The sequence below is a fragment of the Hydrotalea sp. genome, from assembly GCA_030054115.1.
Classification (GTDB): domain Bacteria; phylum Pseudomonadota; class Alphaproteobacteria; order JASGCL01; family JASGCL01; genus JASGCL01.
The window spans coordinates 22,465-43,126 of record JASGCL010000011.1 but is presented as its reverse complement, the minus strand read 5'-3'; the positions used below and the strand labels follow the sequence as shown (position 1 = coordinate 43,126).

At 48.6% G+C, this 20,662-nt stretch carries 26 protein-coding genes and 1 riboswitch; of the genes, 9 read left to right on the top strand and 17 right to left on the bottom strand.

Annotation, left to right across the window (positions count from 1 at the left end; genetic code table 11):
- The 6 genes from QM529_03625 to QM529_03600 form a co-directional block, all read right to left on the bottom strand.
- Window positions 1–647: orotate phosphoribosyltransferase (locus QM529_03625; GenBank protein MDI9313753.1), on the bottom strand; the 647-nt coding region annotated here is incomplete at its 3' end.
- Window positions 648–713: 66 nt separating this feature from the next.
- A complete protein-coding gene (gene cobO / locus QM529_03620) occupies window positions 714–1,343 on the bottom strand; it encodes a cob(I)yrinic acid a,c-diamide adenosyltransferase (GenBank protein ID MDI9313752.1) in 630 nt (209 codons plus the stop codon).
- 7 nt (window positions 1,344–1,350) lie between these two features.
- Window positions 1,351–2,268 (bottom strand): F0F1 ATP synthase subunit gamma, encoded by a 918-nt coding sequence (locus tag QM529_03615; protein ID MDI9313751.1) that lies wholly within the window; start codon window positions 2,266–2,268, stop codon window positions 1,351–1,353.
- Between the two features lie 21 nt (window positions 2,269–2,289).
- Window positions 2,290–2,505: a TM2 domain-containing protein gene (locus tag QM529_03610; protein ID MDI9313750.1), complete on the bottom strand. Its 216-nt coding sequence runs from the start codon at window positions 2,503–2,505 to the stop codon at window positions 2,290–2,292.
- A gap of 40 nt (window positions 2,506–2,545) precedes the next feature.
- A complete protein-coding gene (atpA, locus tag QM529_03605; protein MDI9313749.1) occupies window positions 2,546–4,078 on the bottom strand; it encodes a F0F1 ATP synthase subunit alpha in 1,533 nt (510 codons plus the stop codon).
- A gap of 51 nt (window positions 4,079–4,129) precedes the next feature.
- On the bottom strand, window positions 4,130–4,750 hold the full coding sequence (locus tag QM529_03600; protein MDI9313748.1) for a FoF1 ATP synthase subunit delta: 621 nt from the start codon (window positions 4,748–4,750) through the stop codon (window positions 4,130–4,132).
- Between the two features lie 454 nt (window positions 4,751–5,204).
- On the opposite strand from QM529_03600, the gene QM529_03595 reads away from it, so the two are divergent.
- The 7 genes from QM529_03595 to hemF all read left to right on the top strand — a co-directional run bounded on the left by QM529_03595 (window position 5,205) and on the right by hemF (window position 9,988).
- On the top strand, window positions 5,205–5,582 hold the full coding sequence (locus QM529_03595; GenBank protein MDI9313747.1) for a GcrA family cell cycle regulator: 378 nt from the start codon (window positions 5,205–5,207) through the stop codon (window positions 5,580–5,582).
- 22 nt (window positions 5,583–5,604) lie between these two features.
- On the top strand, window positions 5,605–6,909 hold the full coding sequence (gene purB, locus QM529_03590; protein MDI9313746.1) for an adenylosuccinate lyase: 1,305 nt from the start codon (window positions 5,605–5,607) through the stop codon (window positions 6,907–6,909).
- Window positions 6,910–7,030: 121 nt separating this feature from the next.
- Window positions 7,031–7,813, top strand: coding sequence for a DUF268 domain-containing protein (locus QM529_03585; GenBank protein ID MDI9313745.1), 783 nt, complete (start codon window positions 7,031–7,033; stop codon window positions 7,811–7,813).
- 161 nt (window positions 7,814–7,974) lie between these two features.
- Window positions 7,975–8,283, top strand: a complete 309-nt coding sequence (gene rplU / locus QM529_03580; protein ID MDI9313744.1) for a 50S ribosomal protein L21 — start codon at window positions 7,975–7,977, stop codon at window positions 8,281–8,283.
- A gap of 32 nt (window positions 8,284–8,315) precedes the next feature.
- Window positions 8,316–8,585: a 50S ribosomal protein L27 gene (gene rpmA / locus QM529_03575; GenBank protein MDI9313743.1), complete on the top strand. Its 270-nt coding sequence runs from the start codon at window positions 8,316–8,318 to the stop codon at window positions 8,583–8,585.
- A gap of 32 nt (window positions 8,586–8,617) precedes the next feature.
- Complete coding sequence (locus QM529_03570; protein ID MDI9313742.1) at window positions 8,618–9,085, top strand: tRNA (cytidine(34)-2'-O)-methyltransferase; 468 nt, start codon at window positions 8,618–8,620, stop codon at window positions 9,083–9,085.
- 21 nt (window positions 9,086–9,106) lie between these two features.
- The gene (gene hemF, locus QM529_03565; protein ID MDI9313741.1) at window positions 9,107–9,988 is read left to right on the top strand and encodes an oxygen-dependent coproporphyrinogen oxidase; all 882 of its coding nucleotides are present in this window, start codon (window positions 9,107–9,109) and stop codon (window positions 9,986–9,988) included.
- 22 nt (window positions 9,989–10,010) lie between these two features.
- Here the strand turns inward: hemF and def are convergent, their stop codons facing one another.
- From def to cyoE, 11 genes are all read right to left on the bottom strand, one after another.
- On the bottom strand, window positions 10,011–10,655 hold the full coding sequence (gene def, locus QM529_03560) for a peptide deformylase (protein MDI9313740.1): 645 nt from the start codon (window positions 10,653–10,655) through the stop codon (window positions 10,011–10,013).
- A complete protein-coding gene (gene lnt / locus QM529_03555) occupies window positions 10,655–12,403 on the bottom strand; it encodes an apolipoprotein N-acyltransferase (GenBank protein ID MDI9313739.1) in 1,749 nt (582 codons plus the stop codon). The genes def and lnt overlap by 1 nt, the downstream gene beginning before the upstream one ends.
- 8 nt (window positions 12,404–12,411) lie before the next feature.
- Complete coding sequence (locus tag QM529_03550) at window positions 12,412–13,746, bottom strand: replication-associated recombination protein A (GenBank protein ID MDI9313738.1); 1,335 nt, start codon at window positions 13,744–13,746, stop codon at window positions 12,412–12,414.
- Window positions 13,743–14,327 carry a Maf family nucleotide pyrophosphatase gene (locus QM529_03545; protein MDI9313737.1) on the bottom strand — a complete coding sequence of 195 codons (585 nt, stop codon included), beginning with the start codon at window positions 14,325–14,327 and terminating at the stop codon, window positions 13,743–13,745. The genes QM529_03550 and QM529_03545 overlap by 4 nt, the downstream gene beginning before the upstream one ends.
- Window positions 14,328–14,466: 139 nt before the next feature.
- The gene (locus tag QM529_03540; protein ID MDI9313736.1) at window positions 14,467–15,114 is read right to left on the bottom strand and encodes a dienelactone hydrolase family protein; all 648 of its coding nucleotides are present in this window, start codon (window positions 15,112–15,114) and stop codon (window positions 14,467–14,469) included.
- A 12-nt stretch (window positions 15,115–15,126) separates the two neighbouring features.
- Window positions 15,127–15,936, bottom strand: a complete 810-nt coding sequence (locus tag QM529_03535; GenBank protein MDI9313735.1) for an SURF1 family protein — start codon at window positions 15,934–15,936, stop codon at window positions 15,127–15,129.
- 1 nt (window position 15,937) lies between these two features.
- Window positions 15,938–16,309 carry a DUF983 domain-containing protein gene (locus tag QM529_03530; protein ID MDI9313734.1) on the bottom strand — a complete coding sequence of 124 codons (372 nt, stop codon included), beginning with the start codon at window positions 16,307–16,309 and terminating at the stop codon, window positions 15,938–15,940.
- Between the two features lie 171 nt (window positions 16,310–16,480).
- Complete coding sequence (locus tag QM529_03525; protein MDI9313733.1) at window positions 16,481–17,365, bottom strand: cytochrome c oxidase subunit 3; 885 nt, start codon at window positions 17,363–17,365, stop codon at window positions 16,481–16,483.
- A gap of 87 nt (window positions 17,366–17,452) precedes the next feature.
- Window positions 17,453–18,031: a cytochrome c oxidase assembly protein gene (locus tag QM529_03520; GenBank protein MDI9313732.1), complete on the bottom strand. Its 579-nt coding sequence runs from the start codon at window positions 18,029–18,031 to the stop codon at window positions 17,453–17,455.
- 43 nt (window positions 18,032–18,074) lie between these two features.
- The gene (locus QM529_03515) at window positions 18,075–18,251 is read right to left on the bottom strand and encodes a hypothetical protein (protein ID MDI9313731.1); all 177 of its coding nucleotides are present in this window, start codon (window positions 18,249–18,251) and stop codon (window positions 18,075–18,077) included.
- A gap of 11 nt (window positions 18,252–18,262) precedes the next feature.
- Complete coding sequence (cyoE, locus tag QM529_03510; GenBank protein ID MDI9313730.1) at window positions 18,263–19,219, bottom strand: heme o synthase; 957 nt, start codon at window positions 19,217–19,219, stop codon at window positions 18,263–18,265.
- A gap of 180 nt (window positions 19,220–19,399) precedes the next feature.
- Window positions 19,400–19,673, top strand: a riboswitch (cobalamin riboswitch).
- 77 nt (window positions 19,674–19,750) lie between these two features.
- On the opposite strand from cyoE, the gene QM529_03505 reads away from it, so the two are divergent.
- Both QM529_03505 and QM529_03500 read left to right on the top strand, forming a co-directional pair.
- The gene (locus QM529_03505) at window positions 19,751–19,975 is read left to right on the top strand and encodes a CbtB domain-containing protein (protein ID MDI9313729.1); all 225 of its coding nucleotides are present in this window, start codon (window positions 19,751–19,753) and stop codon (window positions 19,973–19,975) included.
- Between the two features lie 14 nt (window positions 19,976–19,989).
- Window positions 19,990–20,655 (top strand): CbtA family protein, encoded by a 666-nt coding sequence (locus tag QM529_03500; protein ID MDI9313728.1) that lies wholly within the window; start codon window positions 19,990–19,992, stop codon window positions 20,653–20,655.
- The last annotated feature ends 7 nt before the right edge of the window (window positions 20,656–20,662 follow it).

The window sequence follows — 20,662 nt, the reverse complement described above, 5'->3', positions numbered from 1 at the left end:
CCACCATGCGCGGCCGACCACGCCATGGGGTCGGCCATGAATTGTTCGACCAGCGATAGGGTTTTTGTATCGAACAGGTTTTTTTCCTTGGCATGGGCAAAAACATCGTCCGCCGTGGTCAGGTGATGCAGGGTGATATCCATCGCCGCCATGTCCGCCGCCAACCCAAAAATGCCGTAATAAAAAATGACAAACGAATCATTGCACAAAAATTCGGCCTGGCGCAACCCCTTAACAAAATTTATTTTACTGCCCCCGTTGGTCGCCAAATCCTCCACCAACAACGCGCGCGCGCCGGGTTGCGAACCTCCCTCAATACTTGCGTTCATGCCGTAACCTTTTGGTTTTTTGCGCACATAAACCATCGGCAAATGAAATCGTTCGGCCAAGCACATGGCGTAGGGAATGCCCGCCGTTTCACCACCGGCCATCACCGAAATATTTTTTTGTTTTACGACCGGCGCAATTTTTTCCATCCCCATGTCCATCAGCATTTTTAATTCGGCGGGGTGAAATATCGGCGCGCGGCAATTCATGTATATCGGGCTTTTTATCCCCGATGCAAATTGATATGGCTCGTCGCGAAAATTAACCGCGCCGATGCGCCACAAAATTTCCGCGGTTTTTTTGGCAATGTCGTCGGTCATGGATTTTTCTTACCATGGTATTTATAACCTGGGCAAGGGCGAAAATCGCGCCGCAAAATTGCGGGCTTAATACTCAATTCCCTTTTGCGCCTTGATGCCGGCTTTGAACGGGTGTTTGACCTCGGTGCATTCGGTTACCAAATCGGCCATCTCGACCAACCAATCGGGCGCGTTGCGACCGGTGATAACAATATGTTGCGTCGCGCGTTTGTTGGCCAATATTTTTTGCACCACGTCATGTTCCAAATAATTATAACGAAGCACGATGTTCAATTCATCCAGCAAAAGCAAATCAATCGCCGGGTCATTTATCATCTTCACCGCCTCCTGCCACGCGCGGTCGGCCGCCGCCATGTCTTTTTGCCTGTCCTGGGTGTCCCAGGTAAAACCCTCGCCCATCCGTTTGAAAACACAATTTTTTTGCACGCTGAGAATTTTTTCCTCGCCGGTCGGCCACGCCCCCTTAACAAATTGCACCACACCGACTTTGAAATCATTGCCCAAGGCGCGGGTTACCAACCCCATGGCGGCCGTCGTTTTGCCCTTGCCCTTGCCGGTGTAAACCATCAACAATCCCTTTTCGGCGGTGATATTGGCGAGCATCTTATCCCGCGCCGCCTTTTTCTTCGCCATTTTTTCGTGGTGGCGGGCGTTCAATTCTTCTTCAGAAAAATCTTTATATTTATCGTCTTTCATCAAAACGTTACACCGCTTCCGCCCCAGAAATAATTTCTATCAATTCCTTGGTGATTTGCGCTTGGCGCGACCGGTTATAGGTGATGGTTAATTTGTTAATCATGTCCTTGGCGTTGCGCGTCGCATTATCCATTGCGGTCATGCGCGCCCCCTGTTCAGAGGCAAAAGATTCCAACAACCCGCGATAAACCTGGACCGCCAAATTTTGCGGCAATAGTTTTGCCAAAATTGCTTCTTCGTCGGGGTCAAATTCGGTAACCGATTGTTCTGACGTTTTTGCCTCGTTGACCGGTTTTTTATTATCCTTTTGATTATCATTCGATGCCGTCGCGGCCTGGAAAGGTATCAAGGACAATGGCGTCACGACTTGCGTCAGGGCCGACACATATTTGGTGTAAAACAATTGGCATTCGTCAATCTCGCCGGCGTTAAACAGCGCGATGATTTTTTGCGCCAACATATCGGCACCATCAAATTGCGGCAGTGGTTTGCATAATTCTTCAAAATCGGCCAGTATATTTTTTGCAAAATCGCGGCGCAATAAATTAATGCCCTTTCGGCCAACCACCATCAGGCTGACGCTGTGGCCCTCTTGTTGCAGGGCACGAATTTTTTTGCGCGTTTCCTTAACCATTGTGCCATTGAACCCGCCGCACAACCCACGGTCAGATGTTATGACCAATAATAATATTTTTTTGTTTTTTGTCGCACCGCGCCCAGCCAACAACAATGGCGCGTCGCTCCCCATGCCGGCCGATAATTTGGCCAACATGGTTTCCATTTCGTTGGCATAGGGCCGTGATTGCGCAACGCGGTCTTCCGATTTTTTTAATTTCGCGGCCGCAACCATTTTCATGGCCGAGGTTATCCGTTCGGTCGATTTAACCGTTTTGATTCGATTGCGTAGGTCTTTTAATGACGCCATGGATTTTATCTTATTTCTTTATTACCAATTTGTTAATACGCGTCCATTGCCATCTTTAAAATTTCGTCCTGCTAATATAATTAAATCGATGAATGCCCAAATACCATATCCCCCAAGCGTTATCAACATCAACAAACCACGCCCTGGTCTACCAACATAAAAACAATGCACGCCAAGCACGCCCAAAAACAAACAAAGAATAAAAGTTGGCGTAATCAACTTATTAGATGTTTTCATAAAGACTTCCTGCAAATATAACGAATATAACCGCTTGACCCTATGCAAATTTTTTCGCAAAATCATCAAGGAAGCTTTTGATTTTGCCCTCGGTCGCATCGGTTATTTGGCCGCTGTCGTCAATCTCCGCCGCCAATGCCTTGCCCTTGGTGCGCAGATGTTGCAACATCTCGGCCTCAAACCGGTTAACATCGCTCACCTTAACATTATCCAAATAACCCTTGGTGCCGGCGTAAATCGCAACCACCTGTTCGCCCACGGTCAGTGGTGAAAATTGCGGTTGTTTTAACAACTCGGTCAAACGCGCACCACGCGCCAACAATTTTTGCGTCGCGGGGTCAAGGTCAGACGCAAATTGCGCGAAGGCCTCCATCTCGCGATACTGCGCCAATTCCAATTTAATCGAACCAGAAACTTTTTTCATCGCCTTGGTCTGCGCCGCCGAACCAACTCGGCTGACCGAAATACCCACGTTGATGGCGGGGCGAATCCCCTTGTAAAATAAACCGGTTTCCAAAAATATCTGGCCGTCGGTAATCGAAATCACGTTGGTCGGGATATAGGCCGACACGTCGTTCGCCTGGGTTTCGATAATCGGCAACGCCGTCAATGACCCGCCGCCATGGTCTTTGTTCATTTTCGCCGCCCGTTCCAATAACCGCGAGTGCAAATAAAAAACGTCGCCGGGGTAAGCCTCGCGACCCGGTGGGCGGCGCAACAGCAATGACATCTGGCGATAGGCCACGGCCTGCTTCGACAAATCATCATAAATAATCAACGCATGCATGCCATTGTCGCGGAAATATTCGCCCATCGCGCAACCGGTATAGGGCGCCATGAATTGCACCGGCGCGGGGTCAGACGCGGTGGCCGCCACCACAATGGTGTAATCCATCGCGCCATGTTCTTCCAACACCTTCACCACCTGGGCAACCGTCGAGCGTTTTTGCCCAACCGCGACGTAAATGCAATAAAGTTTTTTGCTTTCATCTTTGCCTTCGTTAATTTTCTTTTGATTCAAAATAGCATCAATCGCCACCGCCGTTTTGCCGGTTTGGCGGTCGCCGATAATCAATTCGCGCTGACCGCGACCGACCGGCACCAACGCGTCCAACGCCTTCAGGCCGGTTTGCACTGGTTCGTTAACCGATTGTCTTGGGATAATCCCCGGCGCCTTGGTTTCGACCAATCGCGTTTCTTTGGTTTTGAGCGGCCCCTTGCCGTCGATTGGCATGCCCAAGCCATCGACCACCCGGCCCAACAATTCCTTGCCCACCGCGGTGGAAACAATTTGCTTGGTGCGTTTGACCTGCGTGCCCTCTTTCACCTTAAGGTCGTCGCCAAAAATAACCACGCCGACATTATCGCTTTCTAAGTTCAATGCCATGCCGCGAACGCCACCCTCGAATTCGACCATTTCGCCGGCCTGCACCGACAACAGGCCATAAACCCGCGCCACACCGTCGCCCACCGAAAGGACGGTGCCGACCTCCGCCACCATGCCGCCATCGTCGCTACCGCTTATTTCAGCTTCGATAATTTTTGAAATTTCGCTTGGGTTAATATCGGCCATGTTTGTTCTCCTTAGGTCTTATGGGTTGATGGGTTTAGGTTGTAACTTTTTTTATGATAATTTTTGTTCTAATTTTGCCAATTTGCTCTTTACCGAAAGGTCAATGTTGTATGATTCGACCATCACCGTCAAGCCACCCAACAATGTCTCATCCACTCTATAACTCATGGTGAGGTTATTATCCAATTTTTTTTCCATATCCTTTGGTAATAATTTTGGCAAAGACGTGGCCAATTGTTTTTCTAATAATTTCTTTTCGGCCTCGGCTATCGGTTTGGCGGTGGTAACGACCGCCGACACCTTTCCTTCATCTGCCAACAACATGGTGGCAACTTCCTCTAATATAAGGCCGGCCATCACCAATCGCCCCTTGACCACCAGCAAATCAAAAAAACTATACAACAGGTCGCTAATTTTTTTATCGGCAATTTTTTGTGCAGCCAAGACCTTCCCCACCACGTCTTTTTTTTGGTCGCTTGATAAAACCGGGGAAATGGCCATCCGCTCCCACGCATCGGCACTTTGGCCAATGGCGTCGCGTAAATTTTTAACCGCCGTGGCAAATGGCATGTTGCCAACACCCGTCGCCGTTGTGGCGGTCGCCAACCGATAAAGGGCGAGGCCGTATCTTTTGGCCAGGGGGCGATTTGGGCTATTGCTTGATTGTGCCATGTTATCTTCTCACCATTCCGCAATAGAGAAAACAACCATTATTGTCAATAACCTTATGAATATTATTATTGATAAGATTACAACGGCCAGCAATGAAAGCTAAAAAAATAAAAACCCCGCACCTTAAAGATTTTCGCGGCGGCGAGCAACCATCTAGCAGACAATTAGACCAATCGGCAAATTTTTTTTAATGAAGCAGCTTGACTTGCAAATGCTTATAATTATTATAATTTGTTAGCATCGCGAATCCTGTGCGTAATTTACTAACAGGCTTATCAACAGATTTTTTTATTAAAGCAAAAAAAAACCTTGCGGTATGGGGCCTATTTTTCTTAAGTTAGATTACAAATAATTTTTAAACAAAATTTTAAAACTTATAAAACAAAATAATATTAATATATTCATAATATGAATATGTTAATTAATACATTAATATATATTGGGACAAAACATTATGACCTTCACCTGGACGAACGAAAAAGAAACTGAATTAAAATCCTTATGGCAAAAGGGATACTCAGCCCGACAAATTGCCGACAAGATGGGTGGGGTAAGTCGCAACGCAGTCATTGGTAAAGCGCATCGCCTCGGTTTATCGCAACGTATCGCGCCACCAAAGCGCGAATTTTTAACCCCTCATTTTGCCCGCGAACGTTTGTGCCAATGGCCGTTTGGCGACCCACAAAAGAGCGATTTTCATTTTTGTGGTAAAGATGTTGAGGGTGGCAAACCTTACTGCGCCCACCATTGCAGTCGTGCTTATCGCCGACTGACTATTTTGGAGGCTGACCGCGAGCTATCCAAATCGCAAATGTTATTAAAAATCTCCTAATTTTTTTAAAAAGGCGAATATCATGATTGAACGTTATAGCCGCCTTGAAATGAAAAAAATATTTCAGGAGGAAAACAAATACGCCCTGTGGTTAAAAATTGAAACCGCCGCCGCCGAGCAAATGGCGGCGATGGGGCAAATTCCGGCATCCTTGCCGCCGCTGTTGGCGACCGTCAAGCCATTCACGGCAAGCGACGTGGCGAGGATTCTGGAAATCGAACAAACCACCAAACATGATGTGATTGCTTTCCTGACCTTCATCGCCGAACAAATTGGCGAGGAAGCCAGATTCCTGCACCAGGGGTTGACCTCGTCGGATATTCTCGACACCACCCTTGCCCTGCAGTTAAAGCAAGCCGGCGGGTTGTTGCAACAAGGCCTGGCGCGGGTTTTGGCGGCGTTACAAAAGCTCAGCGACAAATACAAAACCACCCTGACCATTGGTCGGTCGCACGGCATCCACGCCGAACCTGTTTCCTTCGGGTTTAAAATGCTCGGCCATTACGCGGCCTTTGCGCGGGCGCAACAACGGCTTGGGTTGGCGGTGGCGGAAATCGCGACCTGCAAATTGCGCGGGCCGGTTGGCACCTATTCGTCGGTCGACCCGAGCGTTGAATCCTATGTCGCAAAAAAATTGGGCTTGGCGGTCGAACCCCACGCGACCCAGGTTATTCCGCGCGATCGCCACGCGATGTTTTTTGCCACGCTGGCGGTTATTGCTGGGTCGATTGAAAACCTGGCGGTGGAAATTCGCCACCTGCAACGTACCGAGGTCAACGAGGCCAGCGAATTTTTCGACCAGGGGCAAAAGGGTTCTTCCGCCATGCCGCATAAAAAAAACCCGATACTCAGCGAAAACCTGACCGGCCTGGCGCGGGTAATTCGCGCGCAATGTTTGCCGGCGATGGAAAATATTGCCCTGTGGCACGAACGCGATATTTCCCATTCGTCGGTCGAACGTTTTATTGTGCCCGACGCGTTGGTGACGCTCGACTTCGCGCTCGACCGCTTGGGCGGCCTGTTGGAAAAATTGCAAGTCAACGAGGCCGCCATCGCCCACAACATGAAAAAATCGCATCATCTTTATTATTCAGGTGCGATATTAAACGCCCTGACGCAGGCCGGCGTTTCGCGCGAGGCGGCATATCAATTGGTGCAAAAATTGGCGTTGCAAGCCTGGGCCGAGCAAGTTGATTTTATCGATTTGGTAACGGCGGATAAAACCATCGGCAAATATTTATCGGCGGGCGATATCAAAAAAAATTGCAACGACGCAACATACCTAAAAAATATCGACCATGTTTACGATTTGGTTTATAAAAAATAAGAAAAAAAATAAAATTCAAACGCTGGTTAAAAAAATACGACTTGGCTCTATTTAAAAAAGAATAAAGTTCGAGTTCTTATTTTAATTGCTTTTTGCCATGGGTTGGGTTAAAAACCCGCCCATGAAAAAAATACTGAAGAGTATTAATAAAAGAACATGGCGCAAATTTCGCCAGCATCTGGCTTTTAAACAAGACAAAAAAAAATTTGCCGCGATGTTGTTGCGCGACCAACCACACCATACCGCCTGGCCGTTGGCTGAGGATTACCCCATCATGGACGAAAAAAAATTAACCAGTGGCGATGCCGGTGGCCATTATTTTCACCAAGACCTATTGGTGGCGCAATGGTTGTTTAAAAATAAACCTCGGCGACACCTTGATGTTGGGTCGCGCATCGATGGCTTCATTGCCCACGTGGCCAGTTACCGCGAAATTGATGTCATGGATATAAGACCGCAGAAAAAAACCATCCCCAATGTGCGGTTTATTCAACGCGATTTAATGTTGCCAATAAAAACCAGCGAGCGCGAAAAATTTGATTCTATTTCTTGCCTCCACACGCTGGAACATTTTGGCCTGGGCCGTTACGGCGATACCATCGACCCGTTGGGCGATAAAAAGGGCATGGCCCATTTGCTTGCGATGCTACAAAAAAATGGTTACCTTTATTTTTCGGTGCCGATGGGAAAACAACGGGTTGCCTATAACGCACATCGCATTTACAACGCGACCTACCTGCTCGATTGGTTTAAGGACATGAAGTTAAAAGTTATAAATTTTTCCTATGTCGATGACCATGATAATTTGCATAAAAATGTCAGGCTTGCACCGCAAAAAATTTCCCAAAATTACGGCGTCAACAATTATGGTTGCGCGATTTTTCAATTGCAAAAAACGGCGTAACCGGAACCGCTTGCCGCCCTTGCGAAAATTGGGAAAAAAACCATGCTTGAAAAAAACCCACTTGACATGGTTTTTGTTTTGCGCTAGCGAATAATAAGCGAAAGAAATTTTTATAAAGAAAACCACAAGAAAAAAAATAAGGCAACCATAAGGAAAATACCATGACCGATTATGCAATTATCAAAACCGGCGGCAAACAATACCGCGTCGAAAAGGGCGATATTTTGCGGGTTGAAAAACTCCCCAATAAAAAGGGTGATAAGGTTGATTTTCCCGTCTTGATGATGGGCGGTGCAAAACCAGCAATCGGCAACCCATTGGTCGCCGGCGCGAAGGTCTCTGCCGAAATTATGGAGCAAGGCCACTTGCCGACGATTCGTATTTTTAAGAAAAAACGCCGCCACAATTATCGTCGCAACAATGGGGTGCGGCCGTTGGTGTCGCTGGTCAGAATAACCAACATCGGCTAACCTAAAAAAAAAGAAACAGGAGCGAAAAAACCATGGCACATAAAAAAGCAGGCGGTAGTTCACGCAACGGGCGCGATAGTGCCGGGCGTCGTTTGGGCGTAAAATTATTTGGCGGCCAATATGCAAAGGCCGGTAATATATTGGTTCGCCAACGCGGCACGGTGTATCACGCCGGTGCCAATGTTGGCATGGGGCGCGACCACACATTGTTTGCCACCATCAACGGCGTTGTTGCGTTCAAAAAAAATGCGGTGCGGCAAACCGTGTCGGTTTTGCCGGTTGAGGCCAGCAAAGGCAATTAAGCGCGCCGGCCTATTGATGGGGGTTAAGGAACATGCCCCTTTCGGTTGTTCTTATCGAACCTGATATTCCACAAAACACTGGTGCCATCATGCGGTTATGCGCATGTTTGCAGGTGCCACTTCACCTTATCGAGCCATTTGGTTTTATTTGGGACGAGCAAAAATTAAAACGCGGCGGGTTAGATTACCTTGATAAGGTCGCGCTGTTTCGCCATATCGATTACGACCATTTTATTGCCGATTGTAAACCGCGCCGCCGTGTTTTATTCACCACCCACGCCAGCGAGGCTATTGATAATTTTTCCTTCACCGACGATGATTTTTTGTTGTTCGGCAGTGAATCGCGCGGCGCGCCGGAATCCATCCATGCTACGGTTGATAAAAAAATAAAAATCCCGATGGCCGACAACACCCGCTCGCTCAACCTGGCTACCTCTATCGCTTTTGTGCTTGGTGCGGCAACGCGCCGGACAAACCATGGCGCGGCAACAATTAAATAGTCAAAAAAAATTATCGACATCATGAATAATAGATTCTCCGCCGCCGACCAAAAAACCATCGCGCCCGTCATCGCCTGGTTTGCCGAATTGCAGGGTCGCATCATCGCCACCATCGAGGCTATCGAGGCCTCGACCGGTGAGGCAAAAACCTTCCAAAAAAAAACCTGGGAGCGAAAAAACCCCGATGGTTCGCCGGGCGGTGGCGGCACCATGGCGTTGTTGCACGGCACGGTGATGGAAAAAATGGGCGTCAATATATCGGTCGTCGATGGTTTTTTTAAAGAAGATTTTAAAAGCAAAATCCCCGGCACCAACCCGCGCGGCGATTTTCTTGCCGCCGGTATTTCGTTGGTCGCACACCCGGCCAACCCGCACCTGCCGGCGATTCATTTCAACACACGCTTGCTTATCACTGGCCATTGGTGGTTTGGCGGCGGCATCGACCTGAACCCCGCCATCCCCGATGATGACGAGGCAAAAAATTTTCACGAATCGTTAAAAAATACATGCGACGCCCATGATAAGGATTTTTACCCCAAATACAAAAAATGGTGCGACGATTATTTTTATATCAAACATCGCCACACGCCGCGCGGCGTCGGTGGCATTTTTTTCGACCAATTGCGCGGCGATAACAAGGCCGAACTTGGCGATGAAGCCTTTCAAAAAAACTTCGCCTTTGTCCGGGCGGTTGGCGAATTCTTCCTGGCCTATTACCCGGCGTTGATAGAAAAAAAAATGAATCACCCTTTCACACCGGCCGACCGCGACCAACAATTGCGTTATCGCGGCCGCTACGCCGAATTTAATTTGCTATATGACCGTGGCACAAAATTCGGCCTGGAAACCGATGGCAATGTCGAGGCTATCCTGATGTCCCTGCCACCGCTTGCCGCATGGTAAGCGCGCCTGACACCACGCGCCCTTACGATTCTTTCTGCTTCGCCAATTTTGTAAATTTTTTAACAATCATCGATTTTTTTAACGGCGACAAATAATCGATAAATAATTTGCCATGCAGATGGTCCCATTCATGTTGCAAACATGTCGCCAGTAAACCATCGGCCGAAATTTCTTGTTCCTTGCCATAATAATCCCAATAACGCACCTTGACCTGCTTCGGCCGCGTTACGTCCTCAAAAACCTGCGGGATGGAAAGGCAGCCCTCTTGATAAACATTCGTCTCGTCCGACCGATAAATAATTTCTGGGTTGGCCAAAAATAAAGTCGGCGGCGACGCGTCGTCATCGTCATCGTCATCGTCATCGGCATCATCGGTGACATCAATAATGGGCGGCGCGCTATCCTCCAACGCCTGCTCGGCGGCGGTCAGGTCATCGCGCGGGTAACGGGTGGAGTAGCGAAAATCAATCACCACCAATTTTTGCAAAATACCAACCTGCGGCGCGGCCAGGCCGATACCATTGGCGGATTTCATTGTTTCGACCATGTCGTCAAAAATCTGCCGCGTTTCGTCCGACACGCGGGGGATTTCTTTCGATCGCTCGCGCAACAATTTATCGGGCAGAATTAAAATATCACGCGGGTGGGGTTTGCGTTGCTGGGTCATTATTTTTCTCGCCCAATTTTATAAATGTTTTTTTTCAGAAAGCACAAAACAAGCAAAGCCAATGACAAGACGGCTACCAATCCATTGTCCATCGCCCGTCGATGGGCGGCGTAAAACGGCATGGTTTTGCTTGGCGGCAAGATAAGCCTGTCGATGACGCCGCGTGTATTGAAGCCAATTTTTTCGACCACGCGACCGTGGCTGTCGATAACCGCGCTGACGCCGGTCATGGCGGCGCGATAAAGCGGCAGGCCATTTTCCGCCGCGCGCAATTGCGCCATAAAAAGATGTTGTATCGGCCCGATACCCGCGCCGAACCACGCATCGTCGGTGATGTTGATAATGGCGTCCATTTTTTGCGGTGCGCCATCGACAAACCGCCGCACCATGGGGGGGAATGCCACTTCAAAACATATCAACGGCGCGAACGAAAAACCTTGGTTTTTGCCAAATGGCAGGGTTATCGGGCGCGGCCGCGCGCCGGCGGCCAAATCGATATTGCGCGCCGCCACCGGCAGAAAGCCAATTTTTTTTGCCACCGCGCCAAATGGCACATACTCGCCAAATGGCACCAGGTGATGTTTGTCATATGTCGCCAGCACCTCGCCACGGTTGTTCAGCAACATCATGCTATTGTAAACTTGGCCGACGTCATCGGTGCGCAATGTGCCGAGCAACAGCGCATCATTGTCGCCCATAAAATTGGTAACGAAACGCGCCGCCGCATTGTTGTGGGATATGTCAGCGGGAATCGAGCTTTCCGGCCAGACAATCAATGTCGCCTCAACCTTGCCAGCCGGTTTTGTCCGCAATTTATCTTGGCTGAGTTTTTTTAACAGCGTGATATTGCCGATAAGCGAATTGCCGTGGATTTCGCTAACCGATAAATTGGGTTGCACCAACAACAGGCGAATGTTTTTTTCAACCGGCGTGGTCGCGCCAACTTTGGAATCAGCATGCAACAATTGATAACCCACCACCGGCGGCAGGGTGAGCCACAGCATTATCCCCATCAACCACCAAGGCAGGGCGCAATCGTTGCGCCGATACCAAAATATTGCCACCAAAAAAACCAACCCATAAACCCAAAATGACATAACATATTGCCCGACCAGCGACACCAGCGGCGTCATCAGCGATAGGTAAAGGAAGCTGTGACTGGCGATGTTCCAGGGAAGCCCCGACAGCACCCATTGCCGCAATATATCAACCAACGACAAGCCAACCCATAATATTAATAATTTTTGCGTTATATGTTCGCCATATTTTTTGCCAAGAAAAAAAATCGGCAGGTAAAGCACCGCCAGCAACGCCGGCAACAAAATCGCCATGGCCCAACCCACCCACCACAGGCCGCTGTCAAATGCTATCGGCGCGGCGCCAACCCAACTTAGCGAAATAAGATTCTGGCAAAAATAAAATAAAAAAGCGTGAAGCAAAACAACCTTGGTTGCTTGGCGCGATATAAACCCATGGTCAAAAATTTTTTTAACAAACAAAAAAACCAACAGCGGAAATAACCAAAATTGTTGCCATGGCAAAAACGAAAAACCCGACAGGCCGCCCAGCCCGACGGTCGACACCAGCGGCCAAAAGGGTAAAAAACCATTGGTCAGGTCGCGTGCGCCGGCGCGCAATGCTTCGCGCGATAAAATTTTTATCACCCGCGGCTTTGCCAGGCTATCAATTTTTTGGGCAAGTTTCTGCGGCATGTTATGGTTAAAGCGATTGACGGGTTTGCTTTTCATGTTGGGTTTTATTTTTTTTGTTTTTTGGCACGCAGGGCAGAAAAATAATCTTTGCGTTTTATCAATTCGCGTTCGAAGCCACGATTAACCGGTTGAAAAAAATCGACCCGCGCCATGCCGTCGGGGAAATAATGCTGGCCAGAAAATCCATCGGGGTCGTTGTGGTCATAGACATAATCCTTACCATAATCCAAATTTTTCATCAATTTGGTTGGCGAATTCAAAATAATTTTTGGCGGGTCTTGGTTGTTATGTTGCTTGGCAAAATCCTCCGCCCGTTGGATAGCCTTGTAAATACTATTCGATTTTGGCGCCAGGGCAAGATATACCACCGCCTCGGCCAGGGCAATTTCGCCCTCGGGGCTACCCAACCGCTCCATCGTTTGCCAGGCGGTGATGGCGACGGTTTGCGACGCAACATCGGCCAGGCCAACATCTTCATAGGCCATGCGCACAATGCGCCGCGCCAGAAAATCCCTATCCTCCCCCGCGTTTAACATGCGGTATAACCAATAAAGGGCGGCGTCCGGGTCGCTGCCGCGCACCGATTTATGCAAGGCCGAAATATAATTATAATGCCCGTCCTCGCCCTTATCATAAAGCGCGGATTTTTTTTGCACCAACGCCAATAATTCTTGATGCGCCAATGGTTGGGCGGGATTGGCGAAGGCGACCTGCTCCACCATGTTCAAAAAATACCGCCCATCGCCCGCCGCCAAATCATAAAGGATTTTTTTGCCGGCATCGTCGAGCATTATTTTTTTGCCGTAATATTGTTCGGCGCGCGCAAAGATTTTTGCAAAATCTTTTTCGGTCAAGGGTTTCAAGACAAACACCGCCAAGCGCGATAGCAAGGCGTTGTTCAAGGCGAAGGAAGGATTTTCGGTGGTCGCGCCAATTAAAATAATAACGCCGCGTTCGACGAATGGTAAAAAACTATCCTGTTGCGCGCGGTTGAAGCGATGGATTTCGTCGACGAACAAACATGTTGCCAACCCCATTTTTTGCGCGGTTTCGGCTTCCTCAAAAATTCTTTTTAAATCGGCGACGCCGCTGAAAATCGCCGACAGCGACCGAAATTGCATGCCCGAATCTCGGGCGAGCAAAAGTGCCAGGGTGGTTTTCCCCACGCCGGGCGGCCCCCATAATATCATCGACCGCAATTTTTTTTCGCGCACCATGCGCAATAATGGGCCGGGCACCGAGTCATTGTCGGCGGTCAGGTGTTCCTGGCCCACGACATCGACCAGGGTGTCGGGGCGCAGGGCATCGGCCAATAATTTGCCGCCGGTTTTTATTTTTCCTAAAGATTTATTCTCAACCTGGTCGAATAAATTGCTCATGATAATAACCCCGCGCCCTTTAATAATTGATAGGTCATTTTCAGGTCAAGCCCGAGGCAAGCGGTCGGACTGCCGTTAAGCCACGCCAGCCAGGCCGCCGCCGATTGGTCAAGCGCCAGGCCGCCGGCACGGCCGCGCCATTCGTCGCGGGTGATGTAATTTTTTATTTCTTGGCTGTTTAATTCTTTCAATTTTATTTTTGTCACGCTGAGGCGGTTATGCAAAACGCCATCGCGCGTCAGCAATGTCATGGCGGTGTAGATGCGACTGCGCCGCCCCTGCAATTTTTTTATCATCGCGGTGGCGGCCTCGGCCGATTCGGGTTTTAACAATATGCGCCGCCCCATGGCGACCACCGTGTCGGCCGATAAGATATTTTTTTGTGGCTGTTGCGTTGCGACGGCCTGCGCCTTGGCCTTGGCCATGCGGATGACAAAATCCTTTGGCAATTCGTCGCGGCGCGGCACCTCATCGATTATCGCCGGCACAATGGCCTGCGGTGCTATCGACAATTGCGCCAGCAAGGCCACGCGTCGCGGCGATTGAGACGCCAAAATAAAATCGAGTTGTTTGGTTGTCATAATTTATATATTTTTGCTGAAACCCGCTGAGGCGATGTTCAGTCTTTTTTAACCACGAAAACGCCAAGCGCGCAAGTGGCGATTATACCGCGTAAAACCCCTGTCCCCCCTGCCATCCTTGCCCCCAATATATACCAATTTACGCCAAATGTTTTTGCAAAAATTCGGTGGCGGCGTTGAATCCCATCGGGCCGATGGCGTGGGCCAGGTCAGGTTCCAACACCAATTGCACCGCCACACCGGCCGCCTGCAACGCCTGGGCTGAAACCTCCGACGCGACCGCCGGCACCACCGGGTCCAATTCGCCATGGATTAACAACACCGGCGGTTTTTGCTTAAGGCTGGTTGCGATATTTTTTCGGTCGGGCAAGGCACCCGAAAAACCAATCACGCCGCCGAGCAAATCCTTGTGCTTTAGAGCGGCATGCAGGGCGACTATCGTGCCCTGGCTAAAGCCGAGCAAAAATATTTTTGTCAGGGGCAATTGCAGGGTGCGCGCGACCTCGGCCACCAAACCCCAAATGGCATTTTCGGTTTCGAGCACGCCGCTGGTGATTTCTTCCTCGCTGATATTGGTCAGGCGGAACCATTCGTAACCAAACACCGACCGTTTGATAAGGCCGTTCGGCGCGATAAAGGCCATTTCGGGAAAAACATCGCGCCAGGCGTTGCTTATCGGTGACAACAAATCATTGCCGTCCGCGCCGTAACCATGAAGCAATATAACCGCCGAGGAAATTTTCGGTGGCAAGTTTTTTGCGCTGTCGTCGTATAAACCTGTGGTCATGGTGGCGGTCGTTTATTTTTTGTTTTTTTTATTTTTTGTTTTCTTTTTTTCGTCAACCTGGCCGGTGCCAAACCAATAAAGCAAAAATCCAAAAAATGATAACAGCCACCAGGTGGCGATATATTCGAGGTGCCGGTTGTAGGGTAACGGCAACCCCTGGTCAAAAAATTTTATCGTCGGCTTGCCGGAAATGATTTTTGGCGTCGGGCTGATAGTTGCGACCTTGAACAAAAATTGATTGCTTGGCCTATCGGTTAAAAATTCCGGCCTTTGCCATTTGTCGGCCAATTGTTTTTTATTGATGTAGAACCAAATTTTACTGCCATCGATGTTATCCGGCGTGAACATGCCCTGGCGTTTGATGGGGTCGCTGTAAACCGTTAGGGTCAATTCCTTGCCCGCCAAATTTTTTAAATAATCGGCCACGTCGGCGTCTATCGCTTGGCTGGTGATATTTCTTTTCAATCGTTCCAAATAAAACCCGACCGATACCAACAGCCATTCGTTGTCGTTGGTTAAAAACGGCATGGTCGGTTCGTAACCACGGGTTTCGCTTTCGTCTGGCGCCAGGCTGAGCAGGTAAATTGTTTTGTCGGGGAACAGCCGCCCACGGACGATAAATTTTTTGCCGCGGTCGGCGAGGCTTAGATTCGGGTTTTTATACCAGGCGATGGGCGGTTTTGCCTGGTTAGCCACTTGCGTGTCGATAAGTTCCATTTTCGCTTCCAGCCGAAAACATTGCCACACCCCAAGCAGGAAGGTTATGATGATAAGCGGCAAAATAATTTTTGGCCGCGTGGTGATTTTTTTGGCTTGCTTCATGTTATTCGCTCTTCATGTAATATTGCAAGGCAATGAACATCGCCTTTAACGGCCGCAACAGCAGGAACATCCCCCCCGCCACCATCGCAATGAAAATCAAAAACAACGCCCAAAACGGCCAATCGTATTTTAAATAAAGCAACGCAATCACAAACACCGCCGGAAAACCAATCAACAGCAATAAAAAGGCCGATGGCCCATCGCCCGAATTTTCATGTTGCAGGTTATAACCACAAGATGGACAGCGATTTTTGACGCGGCTGTAGCCGGTAAAAATTTTACCGCGATGGCATTGCGGGCATAACCCAGCCAGCGATAAACTGACCAACGAGCCGGCGGTAAGTGGGATATGATTTTTTTTGCGTTTAGCCATAATGAATTATATTTTTTATAAAAACTAATTTGTTAACCACCAACTATCGTCCGAAACGTTGCAAAGGTTAATCCCGTTATTCTTATCCCGTTATGTTAGCCCATAAATATTGCGGAATGATAGGGCAATTGCCGTCGTTATTTCTGCATTATCGCCCCCGCCAATTCGCAATTAGTTGCCGGCGACGACGCCACTGCCGCCCCACCAATAGATCGAAACAAACAGGAACAGCCACACCACATCGACGAAGTGCCAATACCAGGCGGCGGCCTCCAACCCGAAATGGTGGGTCGGGGTAAAATCGCCGCGTTTCGAGCGGAAATAGCAGATGGCCAAAAATATCGTGCCGATGATAACATGCAACCCGTGAAAGCCGGTCGCCATGAAAAATGTCGCGCCATAGGCACCGCTTTTTAATGAAAAGGGCGCGTGGATATATTCATAAAGTTGGATAGCGGAAAATAACAACCCCAAGCCGATGGTGTAGCCCAGGCCGCGTATCAAATCCTTGCGGTTGTCTTCCTTCAGCGCATGGTGCGCCCAAGTAAGGGTTGTGCCGGACAGCAACAATATCATGGTGTTGACAAACGGCAGTTCAAAGGTTGGAACCGGCTCAATCCCCTTCGGCGGCCAGGTGCCACCGGTGAAGCTGTAACGGGCGAGGTTCTTCACATCGTCGACAAACAAACTGCTGTAAAAAAACGCCCAGAAGAACGCCACGAAAAACATAACCTCGGAGGCGATGAATAAAGCCATGCCAAGACGTAGCCCCTTTTCCACCACCGCGCTGTGGAAACCAAGTTTCCCTTCCTTAATAACATCGCGCCACCAATAATAAAATGTCGCCAGCAACAGCGCAAACCCCGGGCAGAGGGTTACCGCGCTGTAAATAATAACAAAAAATTGGTTGTCGTTGCTGACCTTAACGCCAAAAATATCGGGGTGGAGAAAGCAAAGAAAACCAAAGGCCAAGACAAAGCCCGAAAAGGAACCGAGCAACGGCCATGGACTTGGGTCAACCAAGTGATAATCGTGATTTGCTTTTTTGCTTGCCATGATGGCGCGACTTCTAACAATTTATCAAATAAGAATCAAGCCAAAAATTTTACGCGCCGCGTCAATTTTTTTTTGCCGCGCGCTTCATCAACTACGATCTTGGAAAAAATGGTAGCCGATGGTGAGTTCGCGAATTTTCTCGGCCCCTTCGGCATTGATGATTTCTGGGCTGATAAAAAACACCACACTCAAATCTTTTTTCTCACCCGGTTGTAACAATTGTTTTACAAAACAAAAACATTCAGTCTTGATAATTTGACGGGCGTATTTATCGGGGGTCGCGTTATAGGTGCTGGTAAAGTTCAGTGGCTTGTCGGTCAGGTTTTCAACGCGGTAGACGACTCTTTTGATTTGGTTGACAGCGACATCAACCCGCGGCGTTTGGATGGTAACCTTAATCGGCATATTGGTATCGATTGTTTTGTCGAAAAAAATGGTGAGGGGGTGAAAGTTTTTTATCACCTCCGGCGTGATGCTGGTATTATTACCCGCCACCAGCGCATTGCCATTTTGGCTGGCATTTTGCGGCGTGCCGGCAAAACCGGTTACTTGGCAAAACAAACGATATAATGGCGCGGAGGCGAAACTGCCGCCCACCAACCCGATGACAATCGCCACCAAGGCAATGGCGATATTTTTATTTTTGCTGAAGATTTTTTTTAACATTTTTATATTCTTATTTATTGCGAAAGCAACAGGCGACGCATCATTATTTGGCCAATAAATTTACGCCCATTTTTAACCGCGTGTAGGTGATGAAAAAAAACAACACAACCAACAACACCACCATTATTGCCACCGTGATATTTTTCTGCGACAAGCGTTTTTGCGCCGACAACACAGCGTCCTTTTTAATAATTGGTGAAGATTTCCGTGAAGATTTCATTGGCTTAACCATTACCATATATCTATCAGCAACGCCAACAGAAAAATAAATAAATAGAATATCGAGTAGTAGAAAAATTTCTTTGCCTCAATCATAAGATTTTTTTTGTCACGCCATAGCAATAAAAATTTTAACGACAGGGCAAAAAACGCCACGGTTAGTATCAACAGAAAATAATTAAACAATTGATTGGTCAGGCCGCTGACAAAAAACAACAGCACCGACAATAACAACAAAAACGAATAGCCGACCATTTGCCAAGCGGTGTTTTTATAACCCATCACGGCGGGGAGCATTTTAATCTTGGCGCGCTGGTAATCTTGGCCGCGAAAAATTGCCAATGCCCAGGAATGGGGCGGCGTCCAAAAAAATATCACGAGGAACAGCAACCAGGCCTGCCAATAAAAAACTGGCAAGACCGCGACGAAGCCAATCACCGGTGGCAGGGCACCGGCCACGCCGCCAATCACCACGTTATAAACATGGCGTTTTTTTAACAGCATGCTGTATACCACCACGTAATAAAATATCGTGAAGGCCAACAACCCGCCGGCAATATAATTGGTGGTGAAGGCCAACAGCAACACCGAGAACAAGGCCATCACCAGGCCAAAGGCCAAGGCATTGTCGGGGGTGATAATGCCCTGCGGCAATGGCCGTTTCATGGTGCGGAGCATTTTGCTGTCGACATCGCGGTCGACCCACATGTTCAACGCGCCGGCCGACCCCGCCCCCATGGCGATAAAAATAATTGCCAGCACCTGTTGCGCCGCGCTCATCGGCATGGGTAAAACTTGCCCCGATGCTTGCCCGATATGATAAATCATTGCCTTGCCCATTGCCAACCCGACCATCGCCGAAAAAACCACCAACGACATGACGCGCGGTTTTAGCAGGCGAAAATAATCATAGGGACCGCTTATCGATTCGCCAATAACATTGGCATTCGGTGATTTGGCTTTAGGCATGTTTTTTAAAATATGGTTTATGGGCTGTAAATTGGGGGAGGCTTTCTTCGCCCCCTGCCCCCTGCTCTATCATCTTTTTTTTTCATTGTCATCTGCTCTATTTATGGCGTTACCAAAAAATATCGCCAAGTCGTTGTGAAAGCTTATTGAAGCCTTGCCATCTCGGTTTGAATCGGTTAATGTTGGGTTACTATAGCTGGTGCCTGTTTGCCACAATCGTTTGGCAAATGGGGCTTAATAGGGAATGGGAATCGAATTAGCCATGATTGGCGTTTGGTAATCTCAACTGTCCTTCGCAACTGTAGGCCTGGGGTTGTTGTTGTTTTTATTAACAACGCAACGTAGGAAAAACCACTGAGCAATTGGGAAGGTTTTTTTTATAGCGCAAGAATTTATTATAAATAATTGCACCCGTGCCAGAGTCAGGAAACCTGCCATCCGTGGTAGCAACAATTTCTGCCTTGTGGTTTATTGCCATGGGTTTGAGAGGGTTGTTTTTAAAAAAAAACTATTTTTCCGAAGGAGTGAAAAATGAATAAATTATCTATCATCACCGCGCAACATGGTGGCGCGGCGAAAACCCGAACCAATATCCACGCCAAGCTATTGTCGCCAGCGACCAGCCGTTTTTTACTCGGCCTGGCCATGATGTTCTTAGCGAGTGGCGGCCTGTGGCTGACGGCTTTTTCGGCGCAACCGAATCTGCATAACGCGGCCCATGACACGCGCCATGGTTTGAATTTTCCATGCCATTAATAATTATATTGTAAATGCCGGTAAATTTTTTATCCGGCGTTTGGCGAGCATTGCTGGCCGGGCTGGTGGCGGGGGCGGTGAGCACCATGACATCGGTTTTCCTTACCCTGCCGCTTATCGCCATGGGCGAGCAGTTGGAACAACAACTCAGCACCGCGCCAAATTTATTGGCGATGGCGCGGTTTTCGGGCACCATGGTTGCCAACCTGGCCAGCGCGGTCAGTTTGTCCTTATGGTTATTTGCCATCCTTTATATGCTTGATTTGCGCATCACCTTAAAAAATGCTTTCCCTTGGGTTGTTTGTTTTTGGTTGGCGGTGTTTTTTATTCCGGCGATTTCTTTGCCGGCCACGTTACCGGGCATGGGCGAGCATCATGAGCACCATGAGCTATTGTCCCGGCAATTTGTATGGCTGGGGTTGGTGCTGTCGTCCGGGGTTGGGTTGTTATTACACACCGGTTTTTTTATTGACCGACTGGCACGGCCATTGCGCTTAGCATTATCGATATTATTGCTAACCCTGCCGTCATTGGTGGTGGGGATGTTATTGCCGATGGATATGGCACCATCGCCCCTGCCGCCGAGGTTGGTGCAATTGTTTGTCATGTATTCGTTGCTCAGCGGGTTTATTTTGTCGGCCAGCATTATAATGGTTTTTGCCATAAGCCCTAAAAAATGATAGAGCG

What these genes read in the sequence shown, in the direction of transcription:
- cobO (MDI9313752.1), bottom strand. Translation starts at nt 1,343, where the DNA reads ATGAAAGACGATAAATATAAAGATTTTTCTGAAGAAGAATTGAACGCC.
- QM529_03615 (MDI9313751.1), bottom strand. Translation starts at nt 2,268, where the DNA reads ATGGCGTCATTAAAAGACCTACGCAATCGAATCAAAACGGTTAAATCG.
- QM529_03610 (MDI9313750.1), bottom strand. Translation starts at nt 2,505, where the DNA reads ATGAAAACATCTAATAAGTTGATTACGCCAACTTTTATTCTTTGTTTG.
- atpA (MDI9313749.1), bottom strand. Translation starts at nt 4,078, where the DNA reads ATGGCCGATATTAACCCAAGCGAAATTTCAAAAATTATCGAAGCTGAA.
- QM529_03600 (MDI9313748.1), bottom strand. Translation starts at nt 4,750, where the DNA reads ATGGCACAATCAAGCAATAGCCCAAATCGCCCCCTGGCCAAAAGATAC.
- QM529_03595 (MDI9313747.1), top strand. Translation starts at nt 5,205, where the DNA reads ATGACCTTCACCTGGACGAACGAAAAAGAAACTGAATTAAAATCCTTA.
- purB (MDI9313746.1), top strand. Translation starts at nt 5,605, where the DNA reads ATGATTGAACGTTATAGCCGCCTTGAAATGAAAAAAATATTTCAGGAG.
- QM529_03585 (MDI9313745.1), top strand. Translation starts at nt 7,031, where the DNA reads ATGAAAAAAATACTGAAGAGTATTAATAAAAGAACATGGCGCAAATTT.
- rplU (MDI9313744.1), top strand. Translation starts at nt 7,975, where the DNA reads ATGACCGATTATGCAATTATCAAAACCGGCGGCAAACAATACCGCGTC.
- rpmA (MDI9313743.1), top strand. Translation starts at nt 8,316, where the DNA reads ATGGCACATAAAAAAGCAGGCGGTAGTTCACGCAACGGGCGCGATAGT.
- QM529_03570 (MDI9313742.1), top strand. Translation starts at nt 8,618, where the DNA reads ATGCCCCTTTCGGTTGTTCTTATCGAACCTGATATTCCACAAAACACT.
- hemF (MDI9313741.1), top strand. Translation starts at nt 9,107, where the DNA reads ATGAATAATAGATTCTCCGCCGCCGACCAAAAAACCATCGCGCCCGTC.
- def (MDI9313740.1), bottom strand. Translation starts at nt 10,655, where the DNA reads ATGACCCAGCAACGCAAACCCCACCCGCGTGATATTTTAATTCTGCCC.
- lnt (MDI9313739.1), bottom strand. Translation starts at nt 12,403, where the DNA reads ATGAAAAGCAAACCCGTCAATCGCTTTAACCATAACATGCCGCAGAAA.
- QM529_03550 (MDI9313738.1), bottom strand. Translation starts at nt 13,746, where the DNA reads ATGAGCAATTTATTCGACCAGGTTGAGAATAAATCTTTAGGAAAAATA.
- QM529_03545 (MDI9313737.1), bottom strand. Translation starts at nt 14,327, where the DNA reads ATGACAACCAAACAACTCGATTTTATTTTGGCGTCTCAATCGCCGCGA.
- QM529_03540 (MDI9313736.1), bottom strand. Translation starts at nt 15,114, where the DNA reads ATGACCACAGGTTTATACGACGACAGCGCAAAAAACTTGCCACCGAAA.
- QM529_03535 (MDI9313735.1), bottom strand. Translation starts at nt 15,936, where the DNA reads ATGAAGCAAGCCAAAAAAATCACCACGCGGCCAAAAATTATTTTGCCG.
- QM529_03530 (MDI9313734.1), bottom strand. Translation starts at nt 16,309, where the DNA reads ATGGCTAAACGCAAAAAAAATCATATCCCACTTACCGCCGGCTCGTTG.
- QM529_03525 (MDI9313733.1), bottom strand. Translation starts at nt 17,365, where the DNA reads ATGGCAAGCAAAAAAGCAAATCACGATTATCACTTGGTTGACCCAAGT.
- QM529_03520 (MDI9313732.1), bottom strand. Translation starts at nt 18,031, where the DNA reads ATGTTAAAAAAAATCTTCAGCAAAAATAAAAATATCGCCATTGCCTTG.
- QM529_03515 (MDI9313731.1), bottom strand. Translation starts at nt 18,251, where the DNA reads ATGAAATCTTCACGGAAATCTTCACCAATTATTAAAAAGGACGCTGTG.
- cyoE (MDI9313730.1), bottom strand. Translation starts at nt 19,219, where the DNA reads ATGCCTAAAGCCAAATCACCGAATGCCAATGTTATTGGCGAATCGATA.
- QM529_03505 (MDI9313729.1), top strand. Translation starts at nt 19,751, where the DNA reads ATGAATAAATTATCTATCATCACCGCGCAACATGGTGGCGCGGCGAAA.
- QM529_03500 (MDI9313728.1), top strand. Translation starts at nt 19,990, where the DNA reads ATGCCGGTAAATTTTTTATCCGGCGTTTGGCGAGCATTGCTGGCCGGG.